This window comes from Shimia biformata (assembly GCF_016888515.1).
Taxonomy (GTDB): domain Bacteria; phylum Pseudomonadota; class Alphaproteobacteria; order Rhodobacterales; family Rhodobacteraceae; genus Shimia_A; species Shimia_A biformata.
This window is the reverse complement of the sequence record NZ_JAFEJK010000001.1, coordinates 75,211-93,633: the sequence shown is the minus strand read 5'-3', so window position 1 is coordinate 93,633 and position 18,423 is coordinate 75,211. Positions and strand designations below refer to the sequence as shown.

The following is an 18,423-nucleotide window of genomic DNA, read 5'->3' as shown; positions in this document are numbered from 1 at the left end:
CACAATTTTCGGGTGAATTCAGCCGAGATTTACGCCTGCGTCTTTCATCGCGGCCTTTGCCGTAGCAAGCGAGCCATTAAGGTCAATCGCGCGGCACAGGTCCTCTTGGACAGAGACCGCAAATCCCAGCCGCGCGGCATCCAGCGCCGAATATGCCACGCAGAAATCCGTTGCCAGGCCAACCAGGGTCAGGTCGGTGATACCACGGGTGCGCAGATACCCCTCAAGCCCCGTCGGGGTGGTTCGGTCGTTCTCGAAGAATGCCGAATAGCTGTCGATGGCCGGGTTGAAGCCCTTGCGCACGATCATGTCGGCCCGGGTGGTGTTCAGATCTCTGTGAAACGCCGCCCCTTCTGTGCCCTGAACGCAATGGTCCGGCCACAGCACCTGGGTGCCATAGGGCATTTCGGTTGTCCCAAAGGGCGCTTGGCCGGGATGGGCGCTGGCGAAGGACGAATGCCCGGCGGGGTGCCAGTCCTGTGTCAGGATCACAGAATCGAAGCCCGCCATCAGCGCGTTGATCCCGCCGACGATCTGGTTCCCGTCCTCAACCGCCAGCGCTCCACCGGGACAAAAGTCGTTCTGGACGTCGATCACGATCAGGGCATGGGTCATTGCGGTCTCCTTCGATGCGCCAAGCTATGCGAAACTTGCGCCGCGGCGTCAACGGGCCGGGATTGATTGCCGCGCAACAGGGGCCTATATCGCGCCGCATGTATGTGATCGCTGCGCTATACCATTTCACCCGTTTCGACGACCCTGCTGCCATCCGGGGTCCGCTGTTGGACTTGTGCCAGGACAACGGTATTTGCGGCACGCTATTGCTGGCGTCCGAAGGCATCAATGGAACGATTGCCGGGCCACGCGCCGGTATCGACGCGGTAGTCGCGCATATCCGTGCCTTGCCGGGCTGCGAAGCGCTGGTATGGAAAGAGGCCACCAGCGCCGATCGCCCCTTCCCACGGATGAAGGTGAAGCTGAAAAAAGAGATCGTGACGCTGGGCCAGCCAGATGTCGATCCCCGTGCCTCGGTTGGTCACTATGTCGAGCCGCAAGACTGGAACGACTTGATCACCGCGCCGGATGTTGTGACCATCGACACGCGAAACGATTACGAAGTGGCCATTGGCACTTTCAAGGGCGCGGTCGATCCGCAGACCGAGACGTTTCGCGATTTCCCCGCTTGGTGGGAGGAAAACAAGGACCGTTTCCACAACAAACGCATCGCCATGTTCTGTACTGGCGGTATCCGCTGCGAGAAGTCGACGAACTATTTGCTAGGGCAGGGGGTGGACGAAGTCTATCACCTGAAGGGTGGCATCCTGCGCTACCTAGAGGAAGTCCCGCAGGAAGACAGCACATGGGAAGGCGACTGTTTTGTTTTCGACGGGCGTGTGTCTGTCGGGCATGGGCTGAAAGAAGGGCCGCATCAATTGTGCCACGCCTGCCGCCGCCCGATTTTGCCACAGGACAAAAATCGCCCGGAATACGAACACGGCGTGTCCTGCCATCAGTGCGTTGATCATACGACAGAGGCGGACAAGGCCCGATTCCGCGAACGGCAGAAGCAGATCGAACTGGCGAAGAAACGTGGCGAAAGCCACATCAAGACGCTGTGACCACAGCTTCCTTTCGGTCGACATAGCGGACATAAAGTGCCGCGCTCAGTGCCAGCACCGCACAGCCAAGCAGGTTTACCAGCAAGGCGGTTTCGCTTGGATTGGCAGTTAATGTCAGTGTCGCCAGATTGGTCAGCACCGCCCCCGCGAGGACCCCAACCGCCCCGGACAGGCCAGATGCGCTGCCCGCCAATTGCGGACGCACCGACATCACTCCGGCATTGGCATTAGGTGCGGTCAACCCGTTGCCCAGGCCAACCGAAACTGCCCCGACGATCATCGACGGGATTGGCGGTGCCCCGATTGCAATCAGGATCAGTGCCAATGCCGTTCCGCCAAGTGTCAGTGTTCGGCCGATCAGGATCATTTTCAAAAGGCTGCTGCGCCGCACAAGGCGTCCGGTAAGGAAGTTCCCGACGAAGAACCCGGCTGTCGGCGCTCCAAGGGCCAAACCTGTCTGTGAGGGGGGCAGCCCCAATCTCGCGCCGAGGAGTGGCATTCCCGCGATATAGGCGTAAAAGGCGCCGATCGAGAATGCCAGGCACATTGTATAGCCCCAGAACCGTCGCGACCGGAAAAGCTCGGGATAGCTTTGCGCCTGTGCCCGGAAACCGCCACCCTTGGACGTGTTTGTCTCACCCAAATCGACCCAGACCAGCCCGGCACCGAATAGGCCAAGAAACGCGTAGGCCAGGAATACCGAGCGCCAGCCGGACACCTGGTCCAGAACTCCGCCCACCATTGGTCCCAGCATCGGCGCGATGGCCATTGCCATCCCGATCACGCCTAGCTTGGCGGCGGCTTCGTCCGGTTCATGGGTGTCGCGGACGATGGCGCGGGAAATCGCCATCGCCGACACCGAAGACGCCTGCAACATTCGAAACGCGGCAAAAGCCAGGAACGAGTCCGTCATCATGCACCCCAACGAGGCGACGACGAAAATTGCCATGCCCACCAGCAAGACTGGCCGTCGGCCAAACAAATCCGACAGGGGGCCAAACAGGATTTGCAGAACGGCGGTCAGGATCAGATAGCCTGAGATCATCCAGCCTGCCGCGCCATAGCTGACACCGAAGTCAACCGCCATGCCCGGTAGAGATGGCAGGAACATGTTTAGCGACAGGACCGACAAAGCGGTCAGAAATACCAGCGTAAACAGTCGAGGAGGGGATGTTGCAGCGCGCATGATGGGCGCAGTTTCACCAATTCACCAGGACTTTCAAGCCCTGAACTTGTTAATCGCTTCCGTCAACACGCCCACGCAACGCCTTGACCTCGCCACGTTCTTTCTTGGCCTTCAGGCGCCGCTGCTTTGACCCCCATGTCGGTTTCGTCGGGCGACGTTTCTTGGGTGCGACCAGCGCCTTGCGGATCAACTCAGCCAGCCTTTCGCGGGCGATTTCTCGGTTGCGCGCCTGGCTGCGGGTCTCGTCGCATTGGATTATCAACGCTCCGTCCTTGGTCCAGCGCCTTCCCGCCAGCCGCCTGAGCCGGGTCTTCACCGGGCCGGGCAGGGAAGGTGATCTTTCGGCCTCGAACCGCAACTCGACCGCTGTGGCAACTTTGTTGACATTCTGCCCGCCGGGTCCGCTGGCACGGATGAACTGCTCGGTCAGTTCCCAGTCCTGAATGGTGATCTGATCAGTGATCGCAAGCACGGGGCGCGGCCTTTCAAGGGTGCCGGATTTGCTATTGCCGGGCACGTCCGACGATCCGGCATGGTCTTGGGTCCAAAAATCGAAAAGGGCCGCTCCTCGCGTTGGGCGGCCCTTCGAGATGATAGGAGGTGCGACGGTTAGGTAGGCACCAACTCGGAAATCTTATCAGCCAAGGGCTGCCTCAGCTGCACTCCTTCCGAACTGTTCCGACACTGCTCTCCATAGCTTCTCTAGACAATGGGCACCTCCTTTCAGATTGTTTCGCGTACCCCCAGCCTGCCACAGCTTGGGGATATGTCAAACAAAATCATGTGGTGGCAGGCGATAGTTTCCCCACGATGATGCGGAAGGGCACAAGTGCCAACAAAGCAAGCGAAAGCTTAACCAGCCAGTCAGCGACACCAAGGCTGACCCAAAGCGGCACGATCGGACCTGTGCCCAGAAGCGGCAGCATTTCGCCTGCCCAGGACACGTCGTTACCCGGTTCAAGGAAGGTCAGCGCGCCGGAAAAGGCGATGGTGAAAAACAGTGCGGTGTCCACCGAAGATCCGACCAGGGTCGACGCAAGCGGCGCGCGCCACCATTTGCCACTCCGCAGGCGGTCAAAGATCGCAACATCAAGAAGTTGAGCGGTCAGGAAGGCAAGACCCGACGCCAGAGCGATCCGCAGCGTCACAAGCGGGCCGAACTCACCCATGATCTGGGTGCCGATGAACGAGCAGATAACGCCGACGACGAAACCGGCCAGCACGACACGGCGCGCGGCTGCGACGCCATAGACGCGGTTCATTACGTCGGTGACAAGGAAGGCCAGCGGATAGGTGAAGGCACCCCACGTCAGCCATTGGCCAAACAGGAATTGCACAAGAATGTTCGAGGCCACAACGATGGCGGCCATGGCAAGAATGCCGGGAAGGTGGATGCGTTGCATGGTTTTGATCCGTTTTTGCAAGGTGACGGCAACTCGTTTCCGCGACCGTCGCGGAACGGGCGGCTTCTAAGCGAGGTGGCTCAACGGATCAAGGGGAATCTGGTGCGAAACTGTTTCCGGATCAGTTGGATTGCAGCACGTTCACGCATTGCCCGGGCAAATCAACCATCTGCAATTCGCGACGCGGCTTTGGTTTTGGCGCGTTCGGGTCAGGCGGTGGCGGGAACAGGATGTTGTTGACCCATTCTTCGGCATCTGCGCATCCATCTCCGGGAGGCGGAGCTGGCTGATCGACGCAGCCTTGTGCGTCTTTCGGACAGGAAAGGCGGACGTGGAAATGATAATGATGGCCATACCACGGCCGGATTTTGCGCAGATATGCGCGGTCGCCCTTCTCGTCCTTGCACATCTTAACCTTGGCGCCGGGGAAGACAAAGATGCGTGCCGTGCGCGGGTCCTGCGCGGCTGCCTTGATGATTTCGTGGTGCTGGCGGGTCCAGTGTTCGTTGGTGAAGGCACCGTTTTCTCGGCGCAGGGATATCGATGAAATGCTTTCGCGTTCCGCTGCGCTCAGGTCCAGCCGCGTGGCGGGTAGCATCCAGATGTCAATGTCCAGGCCCAGCTGGTGGCTGCGGTGCCCGGTCAGCATCGGTCCACCGCGGGGCTGGCTTATGTCTCCGATGTAAAGCCCCTTCCAGCCCGGTTGCCGGGCGGCCTTGGCAGAAAGTGTCTGGATGTAGTCGATGGTTTCCGGGTGCCCCCAGTTGCGGTTCCTGCTCAGTCGCATGGCCTGCCAGGTGGGGCCGGTTTCCGCCAATTGCGTGCCCCCTGCCATACACCCCTTTGCGTAGCCGCCATATGGGGCGGGGGATTGCGTTGATGCGCGGGCTTCGGCGCCAAACAGCTTCTTCGCCTCGACCCCCTGCATTTCCTTGGGGATCGCCTGCCGGGTCGAAACGGTGGTTGTTTCGGTTGTTGTTGGCGGGGCAGACTGGCAGGCGGCCAAAACGGCCAGAACCAGGATCGGACCAAAAGTCAGGAAGCGGCGGACCATTTGCTGGGTTCTCCTTCTGGTTTCACCCAGACTAGCAGGATCAGGCCAACAAGAAAGAGTCCGATCAGCGGGGTAATCCCGAAACGCTGACTTCCGCTCATGTCCGATGCCAAGGCGATCAGGGCAGGGGCAAGGAAGGTCGTCGCTTTGCCCGAAAGGGCATAAAGGCCGAAGGCTTCGGTCATGCGCTCGGGGTTGGACTGGCGCACTACCATCGTCCGGCTGGCCGCCTGAAGCGATCCGCCCGCCGCACCGATCAAACCGCCGGCGACATAGAACAGGATGTCGGGCAGGGCCGACCCCTCGGCAACAGGCACCCCAAAAACGGTTTCGCGCGAGATGCCGACAACCATGATGGCGGTGAACAGAAGGACAACGATACAGGTGACGATGACAGGTTTCGGGCCGAACCGGAAATCCGCCTTGCCACCGATCCACGCAAACAGCGCACCGGTCAGGGCGGCGACGATGCCGAAAATGCCGACCTCCATGATCGACCAGTCCAGCACACCAAACGCATAGATTCCGCCGAACGTGTACATCCCGTTCAGCGCGTCGCGATAGAACATCGACCCGCCGAGATATGCCAGAAGGCTGGGATGGCGCGGCAGACTGATGATGGTCGCCCACAGGTCGCGCAGAGCCATGCCGACCTTGTATGGTTTATGGTTCGGGTCGGGTGTGTCCTTTACCCACAGGAAGAACGGCACCATGAACACCACGTACCAGATCGAGGTCAGTGGTCCAACGGCCCGCGTATCCGCTTTGGTCGCCGGATCAAGCCCCAGCACCGGATCGATTCCGATCATGGTCTTGCCGGTGCCGCCCGCCTGAAACAGGACCAGCATGATCGCCAGTGCGATGACGCCTCCGACATAGCCCCATGCCCAGCCCGTGCCCGAGATCTTGCCGATCTCGTCCTTGGTGCCCAGCGACGGCAGCATGGCATTGGTGAAGATCGTCGCGAACTCCATCCCGATCAGCCCGATGCCGAAGAAGACAAGAGTGGTGATGACGTCGAAACTACCGGGTTCGGTGTACCACAGCATCCACGCGCCCACCGCATACATGACCGAGAACAGCCAGACCCACGGCATCCGCTTGCCGGTGCTGTCGGCAAAGGCCCCAAGGATCGGCGCCATTACGGCGATGAAGATGCCCGACACGGTCAGCCCGACGCCCCAATAGGCCTGCGCCTGCGCCTTTGCGACACCCAGTTCCATGCCCTGACCGGCCAGGGACTCGGTCACGACCTGTGCGAAATATGGGCCGAAAATGAAGGTCAGAACCAAGGTGTTATACGGCTGGCTGGCCCAGTCAAACGCCCACCAGCCCCAAATCCGCTTGCGCGTTAAAATCGCGGTCATCCCTGTCCCCATGGTTTTTTACCATTAAGACAAGGTTGCCTGACGTCTGGCAAGTTAATCCTTTATGTCAGATGTGATTTCAGGCCTGCATCGGTGGCCAGGGGCGCTGGGTTTCGGCGGTTTGCCAGGCTGCAATCCAGTCGGGTGTTTCCGGGCTGGGGCCAGAATAACCGATCGCGGCGTTGATCCGGTCGACGGACACGATGCCGTTCTTGTCGGTCGCGGCTGTGCGGTACAGAGCGTGATGGGCGCAGTCGCCGTTTTTCTTGAACATCGCCTGTTCGATATAGATGAAACGGTCATCCCAGCAGACGATCCTGCTTTTCATGGTGATTTTCTCGAATGGGCGCACCCGGCGGCGATAGCGGACCGACACTCCGGCCATGGTGAACATCCAACCCTGGGCGCGGGTTGCCTGATACGCGCCATTTCGAAAGATCAGTGGAATGCGGCCCAGATCAAACAGGGTCAAAGTCCGGCCATTGTTCAGCTCCATCGCAAAGTCGATGTCCCATGGCCAGCAGCGATGGGTGCTTTCGTGTGTGTCAGTCAGTCCCAGCTGTGGCGCTCGGCGCGTGGCCGCGATTTCGCGGATGAGGCGGAAGAACGGGTACATGGGCGTCTCCTTTGATTCACCCATTCCAACCTGCTTGACGTGAACGTCAAGTGCGACCTAGCGGCACCCTTGCCCTTTTGTGCCCGGCGGCTTACCTCTTGGTCAGCAACAATTTAGACGGAGATTGCAGCCCATGATGGCCATCTACGGACCCCTGCGCCTAATCCTTGACGTGGCGTTCTTCATCATGCTGGCGCATATCATCATGAGCTGGCTGATCAGTTTTCAGGTCTTGAACCTGCGTCAACAGGTGGTGGCTCAGATTTGGTACGGGCTGAACCGTTTGCTTGAGCCGATCTATACCCCGATCCGCCGTATTCTGCCCGATACCCGTCCGCTGGACCTGGCCCCGCTGGTTGCCTTCATCGCCATCATTTCGCTGCGTGACTATATCCTTCCCGAACTCCTGCTGCGCTGATCCAACGCGGACAATGCGCGGCAATGGTTTTGCGCCAACAAATCTTTCTCGAAAGATTTGAACCGGGCGCTTGTTCACGGATTCCGAGTGTGGGACACTCTGACCCAAGAGCAGACCACAAAAACAGGTTCCTTCATGAGCACCGCTGCCACGGTTCTTCGTGACGTTTTCGGATATGATGCCTTCCGTCCCGGGCAGGCCGAGATCATCGACGCGGTGACGCGCGGCCAAAACGTCTTGGCTATCATGCCGACAGGCGGTGGCAAATCCCTGTGTTTCCAACTGCCCGCGTTGATGCGGGAAGGGGTGACTGTGGTGATCTCGCCCCTGATTGCCCTGATGCGTGATCAGGTGCGCGCGTTGCGCGAAGCCGGGGTCGAGGCCGGGGCGCTGACCTCGGGCAACACCGAGGAAGAAACCGCCGAGGTCTGGCAAGCGTTGGACGCGGGGCGGCTGAAGTTACTTTATATCGCCCCGGAACGGCTGGCCGCAGGAAGCGCAATGGGCATGCTGCGCCGAATCGGGGTCGGCTTAATCGCGGTGGACGAGGCGCATTGCGTCAGCCAATGGGGGCATGATTTCCGCCCCGATTACCTGCGTATCGGCGAGTTGCGCCGCGCTTTGGGTGTGCCTTTGGCAGCATTCACAGCCACGGCAGATGCCGAAACCCGGGACGAGATGGTGCACCGCCTGTTTGATGGCGAGACGCCGGAAACTTTCCTTTATGGCTTTGATCGGCCCAATATCAACTTGGCATTTGCCGCCAAGGACGGCCCTCGCGCCCAGATCCTGAACTTTGCCGCCGCGCGCAAGGGACAGTCAGGCATCGTCTATTGCGGAACCCGCGCCAAGACCGAGGCACTGGCCAAAGGGTTGCGTGATGCGGGTCACCACGCATTGCATTATCACGGTGGGATGGACGCCGAGGACCGTCGCATCGTTGAAACCCGGTTCCAGCGTGAGGACGGGTTGATCGTGGTGGCAACGGTTGCTTTCGGCATGGGGATCGACAAACCCGATATCCGTTGGGTCGCCCATGCCGACCTGCCGAAGTCGATCGAGGCCTATTACCAGGAAATCGGCCGTGCCGGACGTGACGGCGCGCCAGCCGAAACGCTCACGCTGTTCGGACCCGAGGATATCCGCCTGCGCCGGTCTCAGATCGACGAAGGGCTGGCCCCGCCCGAGATGCGCGCCGCCGATCATGGTCGCCTGAATGCGCTTTTGGGGTTGGCCGAGGCTTTGGGCTGCCGTCGTCAGGTTTTGCTGACCTACTTTGGCGAGGCGTCCGAACCCTGCGGCAATTGCGATCTGTGCGAGACGCCACCAGACACATTCGACGGCACCGAAGCCGTGCGCAAGGCGCTGTCGGCGATTCTACGCACGGGTGAATACTTCGGCGCCGGTTATCTGATCGACGTGCTTCTGGGTAATGAAACCGACCGTATCCGCGACCGGGGGCACGACGGGCTGCCAACTTTCGGCGTCGGGCGAGAGTTCGACAAACGTCAGTGGCAGGCTGTGTTCCGGCAGATGATGGGGCATGACCTTGTGCGCCCCGATCCCGAGCGCCACGGCGCACTGCGCATGACCGAAACCGCGCATCCGATCCTGCGCGGCGAAGCGTCTATTACCTTGCGCAGGGACCTGATCACCAAGGCTGCGCGCCGCCCTGCGGTCAAGGCTCTGGTCAGCGATGAGGACGCGCCCCTCCTGTCAGCGCTCAAGGCCAAGCGCCGAGCGCTGGCCGAGGCTGCCAAGGTTCCCGCTTACGTAATCTTCAATGATCGCACCCTGATCGAGATGGCCGAAACCCGGCCCCAGACCCTTGACCAGATGGCACGGGTCAACGGGGTGGGGGCCAAAAAGCTGGACAAATACGGCGCAGATTTCCTGAGTGTAATTGCGGGCGAGGCCGCGGCGCTGCATCCTGCCCGTATGAAACTGGCCGGGAAACCCGCCGGGTCGCTGTTTGACCGGTTGCAAGAAATTCAGCTGGATCTGTCGCGCGGAGAAGACGGAACCGGGAAGTTCCTGAACTGCACCGCCTCCACCCTGCGCCAGATCGCCGAACAACGTCCGCGTTGCCTTGACTCGCTTGCCCGGATCAACGGCATGGGAGAGCAAAAGGCCGAGCGTTTCGGCCCCGCTTTTCTGGACGCGCTGCAGGCGGCGGACTAGGTTCCACCCGACACCGATAGTGAGACAGCCATGCTTGTTGTGATTTCGCCCGCCAAACGTCTGAATTGGGATCCGGTCTCTGGACCCGCGACCGAACCTGAGTTCAAAGAAGACGCGCTGCGTCTGGCCAAGACTGCGCGCAACCTGTCGCTGGGTGAGTTGCAGAAGCTGATGTCACTCAGCCCGGACCTGGCGCGGCTGAACCGCGACCGGTTCAAGACCTTCGAGGCCGAGCCAGATTCTTTTGCCACCCGCCCGGCCGTGTTTGCCTTTGCGGGTGATACGTATGTCGGGCTGGAGGCGGCGTCACTTGAGGGTGAAGAAATGGATTGGGCGCAGGACCATCTGCGAATTCTGTCGGGGCTCTACGGCGTTTTGCGGCCGCGCGACGCGATCCAGCCCTATCGCCTTGAGATGGGGAGCCGACTGAAGACGCGGCGCGGGAAGACGCTTTATGACTACTGGCGTGACGCTCCGGCCAAGGCGTTGAACGCGCAGGCAGAGGCGGTGGGGACCGATGTTCTGGTCAATTGCGCCAGTCAGGAATATTTTGGCGCCGTCGATCCGGCGCGTCTGAAGCTGCGCGTCATCACGCCGGTGTTCATGGAAGAAAAGAATGGCAAGGCCAAGATCGTCAGCTTTTTTGCCAAGAAAGCGCGCGGCAGCATGGCTCGGTACATCATCCAGCGCCGTTTAACCGACCCGGATGGGCTGAAGGATTTCGACCTCGGTGGCTATCGCTATCAGCCCGGCATGAGCGACCCCGACCGCCCGGTCTTCCTGCGCGACTATCCCGAAACTGCGGACTGACGGCCCGGCATCAACCGGCCTTTTCTTCCGGATCCGGAAACGGCGGACGCACTCCTTTTGGGCTGTGTCGTGCAATCTGCTCCAGTATGGCAGCTTTGCGTATTGGTTTGGTCAAGTAGTGGTCCAGCCCGGCGGCAAGGATGCCTTCGCGGTCGCCGTCAACCGCATGAGCCGTCAGCGCGACAATGTGGACATGCCCGCCGGACCTGGCCTCAATCTCGCGAATTCGGCTGGTCGCTTCCTTTCCGTCCATCTTTGGCATCGAAATATCCATGAAGATCAAGTCTGGCTCAAACGACTGGAAATGCTCTACGGCTTCAATTCCGTTGTTGGCGAACCTCAGGTCGATATCCAGGGATTTCAGTAACTTGGACAGGACAAGCTGATTGGTCTTGTTGTCCTCGGCGGCAAGGATACGCATGGTGCGCTTTGGGATCGGGGCAGTATCGCTTGGCGCCTTGGGGGTCTTGCTCCCGACCCTGGCAATAGTCTTGGCCGCCTTGACAAGGGCTGCGACGAAGTCCCTGTGCAACACCGGTTTCTTGACCACCGACTCTATCAGCGCCAAATCGGGGCTCTCTGTGGACAAGCCGGGATTAGACGTGGTCAGGATCACCGGCGCATGCTGTCCCCGGTCGCGCAGCAATGCAGCAAAATCAAGGCCCGAACCACCTGGCAGGTCCAGCTCGGTCAGAACCAGGTCGACCCCGTCCAGATGCGCCATTGCACCGTCAATTCCAGCGGCGGCAACGGCGGTGCCGCCCATGGCCTGAACAAGGGTGCAGGCGATGTTGCGGTGAACCTTGCAGTTATCGACAACCAGCACCTTGCAGGCACCCGCTGGCAGTTGCGGGGGCGGCGCTGCAGGTTCAAACGGCAGGATCAGTCCGATCAGGAATGTCGAGCCCTGACCCTCGACCGACGAGACCGAGATCGTCCCGTCCATCGCCCGTACCAGTTTGCGCGAAATCGCGAGTCCCAGACCCGAGCCTTCGAATTCCCGGTTCCGGTCATCATCGACCTGATTGAACTCACCAAAGACGTGGTCAAGTTTCTCCGATGGAATGCCGATGCCAGTGTCTTCGATAGTGATATCCAAAGCGACTTCGTGGCCGATCGTGCTGCCTCGGACGCGAACGAGGACGTGCCCTTCCTTGGTGAATTTGACGGCATTGCCGATCAGATTGGTCAGAACCTGACGTATGCGCCCGGGATCGCCGGTATAGCATTTCGGAAGCGCAAGGTCGAAATCGATCGCCAGCGCGACGCCCTTTTCGCGTGCATTTGGCTGCAACAGCATCAGGACTTCGTGCAGGCACTGCTCAAGGTCAAAGACATCCGGGTAAAGGACAAGCTTCTCGGCCTCGATCTTGGAATAGTCCAAGACGTCATTGATGATGACCAGCAACGCATCGCCCGAGTTCCTGATGGTCGAGACAAAAAGCCGTTGTTCTTCGCTCAGGTCGGTTTCCAGCAGAAGGTCGGCCATGGCCACGACCCCGTTCATCGGCGTCCTGATTTCGTGGCTCATGTTGGCCAGAAAACTGGACTTGGCACGGCTGGCGGTTTCCGCACGTTCCTGTTCTTTTTTCAGCTGCCGTTCATAGCGCACCGTTTCGGTGATGTTCAGCGCAAGGCTGACGATGTCGCCACCATGCCCGCGCTGGTCGATCAGCTTGATGTATTCACCGCTCCATAACCGGCAGACTATGGGCGGCGGAGTGGGTTTCTGCCATCGCTCTATCATCGCCTTGCGCCATTGGGCCGGTTGTGCGTCGCCGATGTTGAAGATGCCTTCTTCGGTTATCAGTTGCAGAAGCCGCATGTAGGAAATCCCCGGCTTCACCTCGTCCAACCCGTCAAACACGGCCAGGTAGGACGGGTTGGCCGCGATCATGTGCCCATCGACGTCAAAGAAGGCGAAGCCGTCCTGAATAGTCTCGATCGACAGCCAAAGCCGCCGCTCAGCCAGTTCCACTTTTTCGTTGGCGACCCGCAGGTCGGATTTGACGCGTATGTTTTCGTCGCGAACCGTGCGCACCTCGGCCCGTGTCTCGACGATTTCGTTCGACAGTTCCTTGGCGTGTTCACCCAGCTTGCGATTGGCCGAAAACAGCTCTTCCTGCTTGAGTTCAAGCAGGCGTTCCGCCGCAAGCCTTGCGCGGCGTTCCTCAGCCATTTTTCGTGCAAGCGTCATCGCAACTGTCCCAGTCCCCGGAAACCCGGCCCGGCGCAGACTGACGCCCATGAATGAATAAGCATTTAAAGTTGATTGGGAATCGTTGCCAATATCGCGTTGGGCGTGCCACGATACCGGCATTTTGGAGCGGAGGCATTTATGCGTTGGATTGTTGCAGCAATTTTCGGACTGGTGTGGGCACAGGTTGCCCTGGCGCAGGACAGCTACGTCCCTGAACGTCGGGCCGTGGTCAGCATGGATGTCGATTTCTATGGGTCCGACCTGCAAAACATTTTCGACACGACCTATGAGGCCTGCCGCAACGCTTGTATTGCCAATGCCGATTGTGGGGCATTCACCTTCAACACCAAGGCCAGTTCATGTTTCCCAAAGCGCCAGATTACCGAAAAGCAACCTTACGAAGGGGCCGTTTCGGCCGAGATTTTTGCCACCGATCCTGCATATCAGGATCGTGGTGTTACTCGGGCAGCTGATCTTGGCTTCCTTGGTCAAAGCACCCTGACGCGTGCCCGCAATCTTGCGCGCGACATTGGTTGGATCCACGCTGCCGGCCCCTGGAGCGTCGAGGACATGCTTGAGGCCGCTCGGGACCGGACCCGGCAGAACGATACCTTGAACGCAATGCGCTGGACCGGTGGGGCGGTGGCCAAGGCAGACCGCAGTGATCTTTGGACCGAATATGCGCGTCTGAACGGGACGCTTGCGATTGACTCGTCGAAAGACAAGCGCCGCTATCGCGACCGTTGGCTTCTGGGTGCCGTGAATGGATATCTGCGCGCGGCCAGCGCGCCGCAACAGGTGGCCGCGCTTCTGGAAATGGGGCTGGCTCTTGAAGCATCGGGCCGTGGCCGGGACATGTTGCGCGCCTTGCGGTTGGCGGAACAGATCCAGCCACGTGACGACGTGGTGGCCCTGTTGGACGATGCGATTGGAAAATACGGCTTCCGTATCACTGAACACAGCGTCGAGAGCGATCCCGCCAGCCCTCGCATCTGTGCCGAATTCAGCGAGGATCTGGTCAAGGCTGGGGTGGATTATGCGCCCTATGTGCGGCTGCCCGACCAGCGCTTTTCTGTCCAGGCAGAGGGGCGGCAAATCTGTATCGAGGGCGTCGAACACGGCAAGCGCTACACCGTCACCTTCCGTGAAGGGCTGCCTTCCGCCAGCGGCGAAGCACTGATCCGCGATGTCGACCTCGCGATGTATGTGCGCGACCGAGAACCGTCTCTGCGTTTCCCGGGGCGAACCTATGTCCTGCCACGCACTGCGGATGCTGGGCTGCCGATTGAGACGGTGAACCTGGACACCGTTGCCCTGCATCTGCGCCGGGTCAGCGACCGCAACCTTCTGCGTGCAATCCAGAACAGTTATTTCGGTCGCCCTATGTCCTATTGGCAGCTTCAGGATTTCTCGTCCGAGATCGCAGAAAGCGTCTGGCAGGGAGAAGGCACGGTCGAGAACACGCTGAATCAGGACATGACCACGCGCCTGCCGATGGGTGAGGTGATCGCCGACCTGCCTGCCGGGGTCTATGCGCTGACCGCCGATCTGCCGGGGGCGTCGATCTATGACGAGACTTCGGCAACACAGTGGTTTGTTCTGTCCGATATCGGCGCGACAACGCTGCTGGGCGCGGACGGGCTACACGTCTTTGCTCGCGCATTGTCGGATGCCGCCGCGCTTGAGGGAACCAAGGTCACGCTTCTGTCCCGTGCCAATCGCGTGCTGGGCGAAGGGGTGACGGATGCCGAAGGCTATGCGCGTTTCGAAGGGGGGCTAACGCGCGGCACCGGGGCGAAGGCGCCTGCGCTGGTGATGCTGGAAACCGGCGACGATTTCACGTTTCTGTCGCTGACCGACCCCGCCTTTGACCTGTCCGACCGGGGTGTCGAAGGGCGTGAACCGGCGGGTGCCGTTGATCTGTTTCTTGCCACCGACCGCGGCGCTTACCGCGCGGGCGAGACCATCCATGCCACGGTGCTGGCGCGAGACGGTGTGTCCGAGGCTATTGCCAGCCTGCCGCTGACTGCGATTCTGACTCGCCCGGACGGAGTGGAATACAGCCGCCACCTGTCGCATGACGACGTGGCAGGCGGGCATGTATTCACCTTGCCGGTCGGGGCAACTGTGCCGCGTGGGGCCTGGGTTCTGGACATCAAGTCCGATGTGGATGCCCCGCCCTTGGTCAGCCGCAAACTGCTGGTCGAGGACTTTCTGCCGGAGCGTATCGATTTCGACCTGACCCTGCCCGATGTCCCGGTTCAGCCCGGCGGGATTGCCGATCTTACGGTTGCCTCACGCTATCTGTTTGGCGCGCCCGGCGCAGGCCTTGCGGTGAATGGCCGTGTCACGTTGCGTGCTGACGACGCGGTGGCCGGGTTCGAGGGCTACCGTTTCGGCCGCCATGACGAGCTGTTCTCGCCCCGGACCGAGTTCTTTGGCAGCGGCAAGACCGATGCGCAGGGTGTGGCCGAAATCCCGGTTTCGCTGCCCGATGTCGGTGATCCGGGTCGGCCGCTTAAGGCAGAGTTCATCGTTGAGGTGGCCGAAGGCTCTGGTCGTCCGGTCGAACGCAAGCTGTCGCACCCGGTCGCACCTGCGGGCGACCTGATCGGGATCCGACCGATGTTTGATGGCGTCGTGCCCGAAGGGGCCGAGGCGACCTTCCGCATCGCCGCGCTGGACCGGGATTTGAACCCCGCATCGATGAAGGTCAAATGGACCGTGAACCGGGTTCGGACGCATTACCAATGGTACATGCTCTATGGCGACTGGAACTGGGAGCCGGTGACGCAGCGCAGCCGCGTTGCCACGGGTGAAGTCATGCTGACCGGTGATCCTGTCGCGGTTTCGGCCCCGGTTGAATGGGGCCAGTACGAGATCGTGGTCGAACGGATCGACGGTGACTACGTCGCCGCGTCTACCGATTTTTATGCCGGCTGGTATGCACCGGCCGATGCGAGTGATACGCCTGACACGCTTGAATTGTCGTTGGACAAGCCCGCCTATCATAGCGGCGACACCGCAATGCTGCGCATCGTGCCACGTAATGCAGGCACCGCGCTGGTTCAGGTCATGTCGAACCGGTTGATTGCGATGAAAGCTGTCGAAGTCGTGGAGGGCGAGAACCTGATCCCGCTTGAGGTTACCGATGACTGGGGCGCGGGTGCCTACGTCACCGCCTCGGTGATCCGGCCTATGGATGAACCTGCTGGCCGCAATCCGGGGCGGGCGCTGGGCCTGAGCTATGCCAGCGTCGACCCCGGCGCGAGCGCCCTTTCGGTGACGCTGGATGCGCCGCAGAAGATTGCACCGCGCGGGGTGCTGGATGTCTCGCTAACTGTTGACGGGATCACGGCGGGCGAAACCGCCTATGTCACGCTGGCGGCGGTCGATGTAGGCATTCTGAACCTGACCGGATTCCAAAGCCCTGACCCGTCGGGTCACTATTTCGGCCAACGGCGGCTGGGTATGGAAATCCGCGACATCTATGGCCGTCTGATTGACGGTATGAACGGCGCGACGGGGGCGATCCGCTCGGGCGGTGATGCGGCCTCGGGCAGCCGCTTTGACTCGCCCCCGCCAACCGAAGAACTGGTCGCCTTCTTTAAAGGCCCGGTTGAGGTCGGTGTGGACGGAAAAGCAAGGGTCAGTTTCGACATTCCGCAGTTCAATGGCACCGTGCGGCTGATGGCCATTGCCTGGAGTCCGACCGGGGTCGGCCAGGCGGAGGCCGACGTGCTTGTGCGCGATCCGGTAGTGGTCACGGCCAGCCTGCCGCGCTTCCTTGCGCCGGGGGACCAAAGCCGGATGCTGCTTGAGATCGTCCATGCCGAAGGTCCGACCGGGCGCATGGGGCTGGACGTTTCAGGCGGGGTTGCTTTTGCCAATGGCGCCATTCCGTCAGGTGTAGAGCTTGGCGCTCAGGGAACCGTGCGTCTGTCCGTGCCAATCACCGCGCCGGATGTCGGCGACTATGCTGTGCGCATCGCGCTGACCACGCCGGATGGCAAGCAATTGGTCAAGGACCTGTTGTTGCCGGTGCGCGCCAATGATCCCGAGGTGTCGACCACTCAGCGGTTGACGCTGGCGTCGGGCGACACGTTCCGTTTGGACGACAACCTGTTTGCCGATCTCCGGGCCGGGTCCGGCTCGGCCATCGTGTCGACCGGAGCGTTGGCGCGGTTTGATGCGCCGGGATTGTTGGCGGTGCTGGATCGCTATCCCTATGGCTGCACCGAGCAGGTCACGTCAAAGGCGATGCCGCTTCTCTATTTCGACACTGTGGCCCAGGCGTTGGGGCTGGCATCCGGCGCCAAGGTGGCTGAGCGTATCGACCAGGCCATTGCCCGTGTATTGACCCGCCAGGCCAGCAATGGTGCCTTTGGCCTGTGGTATGCTGACAGCGGTGATTTCTGGCTGGACGCCTATGTCAGCGACTTTCTCAGCCGGGCGCGAGCCAAGGGCTATGACGTCCCGCAAATCGCTTTTCGGCAGGCCATGGATAACCTTCGGAACCGTATCAACTATGCCCCCGATTTCGACGAGGGTGGCGAGGATATCGCCTATGCGCTGCTGGTGCTGGCGCGGGAAGGCGCGGCCAACATGGGGGATCTGCGGTATTATGCCGATGTAAAGGCCGAGGCGTTTTCGACTCCGCTGGCGGCAGCCCAGCTGGGTGCGGCACTGGCATCCTATGGCGACCAGACCCGCGCCGATCGCATGTTCGCCCGAGCGCAAGCGCTTCTGAATGCGCGTATTGACGAGTCGAAACCGATCTGGCGCGTCGACTATGGCACCGCGTTGCGCGACAGCGCAGCAGTACTGACGCTGGCGGTCGAAAGTGGGTCAGATGCGGTTGACCGGGGCGGGCTTGTGCAGAGACTGACCGGGCCGGGGCGCGGGCTGTCGACACAGGAATCGGCTTGGTCGCTTATTGCGGCTCACGCGTTGCTTGACGACAGTTCGATGGGGCAAATTTCCGTCAACGGAGCGCCTGTCGAAGGCCCGCTGGTCCGGGCATTGGCGGATGATGCCAGCCTGGTGCCGCTGGATATCCGCAATACCAGCGACACTGCGACGGATCTGACAATTACCACGATCGGCGTGCCTGACTACAAGGTTCAGAAGGGCGGTAACGGCTATGCCATCTCTCGCCGCTACTATGACATGTCTGGGGTTGAAGTGGCCGCCGACAGTGTCAGGACCGGGGATCGGATGGTGGTGGTTCTCAAGGTCGAGCCTTTCGGCAAAACCGGTGCGCGACTGATGGTCAATGACCCGCTTCCCGCAGGGTTGGAGATCGACAATCCCAACCTGTTGTCGACAGGGGACGTGGATGAACTGAACTGGCTGAAACTGTCGAGCGCGACCTTTACCGAGTTCCGGTCGGACCGGTTCCTGGCGGCCGTCGACTGGCGCGGAGACAAACCGTTCCAGCTTGCCTATATCGTGCGCGCGGTCAGCCCCGGCAGCTTCCATCACCCCGCGGCTTCGGTCGAGGACATGTATCGCCCGCAGTTCCGCGCCCGCACCGATAGCGGCCGGATCACCGTAACAGAGTGAGTTC

At 60.8% G+C, this 18,423-nt stretch carries 13 protein-coding genes; 5 read left to right on the top strand and 8 right to left on the bottom strand.

Annotation, left to right across the window (positions count from 1 at the left end; translation table 11 throughout):
• Positions 1-18 precede the first annotated feature (18 nt).
• Complete coding sequence (gene pncA, locus JQ863_RS00435; RefSeq protein ID WP_204112368.1) at positions 19-615, bottom strand: bifunctional nicotinamidase/pyrazinamidase; 597 nt, start codon at positions 613-615, stop codon at positions 19-21.
• Positions 616-713: 98 nt separating this feature from the next.
• On the opposite strand from pncA, the gene trhO reads away from it, so the two are divergent.
• Positions 714-1,619 (top strand): oxygen-dependent tRNA uridine(34) hydroxylase TrhO, encoded by a 906-nt coding sequence (trhO, locus tag JQ863_RS00430; RefSeq protein ID WP_204112367.1) that lies wholly within the window; start codon positions 714-716, stop codon positions 1,617-1,619.
• Here trhO and JQ863_RS00425 read toward each other — a convergent pair.
• The 6 genes from JQ863_RS00425 to JQ863_RS00400 all read right to left on the bottom strand — a co-directional run bounded on the left by JQ863_RS00425 (position 1,606) and on the right by JQ863_RS00400 (position 7,245).
• A complete protein-coding gene (locus JQ863_RS00425; RefSeq protein WP_204112366.1) occupies positions 1,606-2,805 on the bottom strand; it encodes a multidrug effflux MFS transporter in 1,200 nt (399 codons plus the stop codon). The two genes, trhO and JQ863_RS00425, sit on opposite strands and share 14 nt — an antisense overlap.
• Before the next feature lie 49 nt (positions 2,806-2,854).
• Positions 2,855-3,277, bottom strand: coding sequence for an alternative ribosome rescue aminoacyl-tRNA hydrolase ArfB (arfB, locus tag JQ863_RS00420; RefSeq protein WP_204112365.1), 423 nt, complete (start codon positions 3,275-3,277; stop codon positions 2,855-2,857).
• 307 nt (positions 3,278-3,584) lie between these two features.
• Positions 3,585-4,208, bottom strand: a complete 624-nt coding sequence (locus JQ863_RS00415) for a queuosine precursor transporter (protein ID WP_204112364.1) — start codon at positions 4,206-4,208, stop codon at positions 3,585-3,587.
• Between the two features lie 121 nt (positions 4,209-4,329).
• The gene (mepA, locus tag JQ863_RS00410) at positions 4,330-5,136 is read right to left on the bottom strand and encodes a penicillin-insensitive murein endopeptidase (protein WP_239113304.1); all 807 of its coding nucleotides are present in this window, start codon (positions 5,134-5,136) and stop codon (positions 4,330-4,332) included.
• Positions 5,137-5,243: 107 nt separating this feature from the next.
• Positions 5,244-6,629: an MFS transporter gene (locus JQ863_RS00405; RefSeq protein ID WP_239113180.1), complete on the bottom strand. Its 1,386-nt coding sequence runs from the start codon at positions 6,627-6,629 to the stop codon at positions 5,244-5,246.
• 79 nt (positions 6,630-6,708) lie between these two features.
• Positions 6,709-7,245: an acyl-CoA thioesterase gene (locus JQ863_RS00400; protein ID WP_204112361.1), complete on the bottom strand. Its 537-nt coding sequence runs from the start codon at positions 7,243-7,245 to the stop codon at positions 6,709-6,711.
• Positions 7,246-7,378: 133 nt separating this feature from the next.
• Between JQ863_RS00400 and JQ863_RS00395 the strand changes: the two genes are divergently transcribed.
• The 3 genes from JQ863_RS00395 (at position 7,379) to yaaA (ending at position 10,654) form a co-directional block, all read left to right on the top strand.
• A complete protein-coding gene (locus tag JQ863_RS00395; RefSeq protein WP_204112360.1) occupies positions 7,379-7,663 on the top strand; it encodes a YggT family protein in 285 nt (94 codons plus the stop codon).
• Between the two features lie 135 nt (positions 7,664-7,798).
• Complete coding sequence (gene recQ / locus JQ863_RS00390; protein WP_204112359.1) at positions 7,799-9,844, top strand: DNA helicase RecQ; 2,046 nt, start codon at positions 7,799-7,801, stop codon at positions 9,842-9,844.
• Positions 9,845-9,874: 30 nt separating this feature from the next.
• Positions 9,875-10,654 (top strand): peroxide stress protein YaaA, encoded by a 780-nt coding sequence (gene yaaA / locus JQ863_RS00385; protein ID WP_204112358.1) that lies wholly within the window; start codon positions 9,875-9,877, stop codon positions 10,652-10,654.
• Positions 10,655-10,664: 10 nt separating this feature from the next.
• Here the strand turns inward: yaaA and JQ863_RS00380 are convergent, their stop codons facing one another.
• Positions 10,665-12,851, bottom strand: a complete 2,187-nt coding sequence (locus JQ863_RS00380) for a response regulator (RefSeq protein WP_204112357.1) — start codon at positions 12,849-12,851, stop codon at positions 10,665-10,667.
• Between the two features lie 141 nt (positions 12,852-12,992).
• Here JQ863_RS00380 and JQ863_RS00375 point away from each other — a divergent pair, with 141 nt between their 5' ends.
• Entirely contained in the window at positions 12,993-18,419 is a 5,427-nt protein-coding gene (locus JQ863_RS00375) for an alpha-2-macroglobulin family protein (RefSeq protein WP_204112356.1), read from the top strand.
• Positions 18,420-18,423: the final 4 nt, after the last annotated feature.

Coding starts and splice junctions, on each gene's coding strand:
- pncA (WP_204112368.1), bottom strand. CDS start 615: ATGACCCATGCCCTGATCGTGATCGACGTCCAGAACGACTTTTGTCCC.
- trhO (WP_204112367.1), top strand. CDS start 714: ATGTATGTGATCGCTGCGCTATACCATTTCACCCGTTTCGACGACCCT.
- JQ863_RS00425 (WP_204112366.1), bottom strand. CDS start 2,805: ATGCGCGCTGCAACATCCCCTCCTCGACTGTTTACGCTGGTATTTCTG.
- JQ863_RS00415 (WP_204112364.1), bottom strand. CDS start 4,208: ATGCAACGCATCCACCTTCCCGGCATTCTTGCCATGGCCGCCATCGTT.
- mepA (WP_239113304.1), bottom strand. CDS start 5,136: ATGCAGGGGGTCGAGGCGAAGAAGCTGTTTGGCGCCGAAGCCCGCGCA.
- JQ863_RS00405 (WP_239113180.1), bottom strand. CDS start 6,629: ATGACCGCGATTTTAACGCGCAAGCGGATTTGGGGCTGGTGGGCGTTT.
- JQ863_RS00400 (WP_204112361.1), bottom strand. CDS start 7,245: ATGTACCCGTTCTTCCGCCTCATCCGCGAAATCGCGGCCACGCGCCGA.
- JQ863_RS00395 (WP_204112360.1), top strand. CDS start 7,379: ATGATGGCCATCTACGGACCCCTGCGCCTAATCCTTGACGTGGCGTTC.
- recQ (WP_204112359.1), top strand. CDS start 7,799: ATGAGCACCGCTGCCACGGTTCTTCGTGACGTTTTCGGATATGATGCC.
- yaaA (WP_204112358.1), top strand. CDS start 9,875: ATGCTTGTTGTGATTTCGCCCGCCAAACGTCTGAATTGGGATCCGGTC.
- JQ863_RS00380 (WP_204112357.1), bottom strand. CDS start 12,851: ATGACGCTTGCACGAAAAATGGCTGAGGAACGCCGCGCAAGGCTTGCG.
- JQ863_RS00375 (WP_204112356.1), top strand. CDS start 12,993: ATGCGTTGGATTGTTGCAGCAATTTTCGGACTGGTGTGGGCACAGGTT.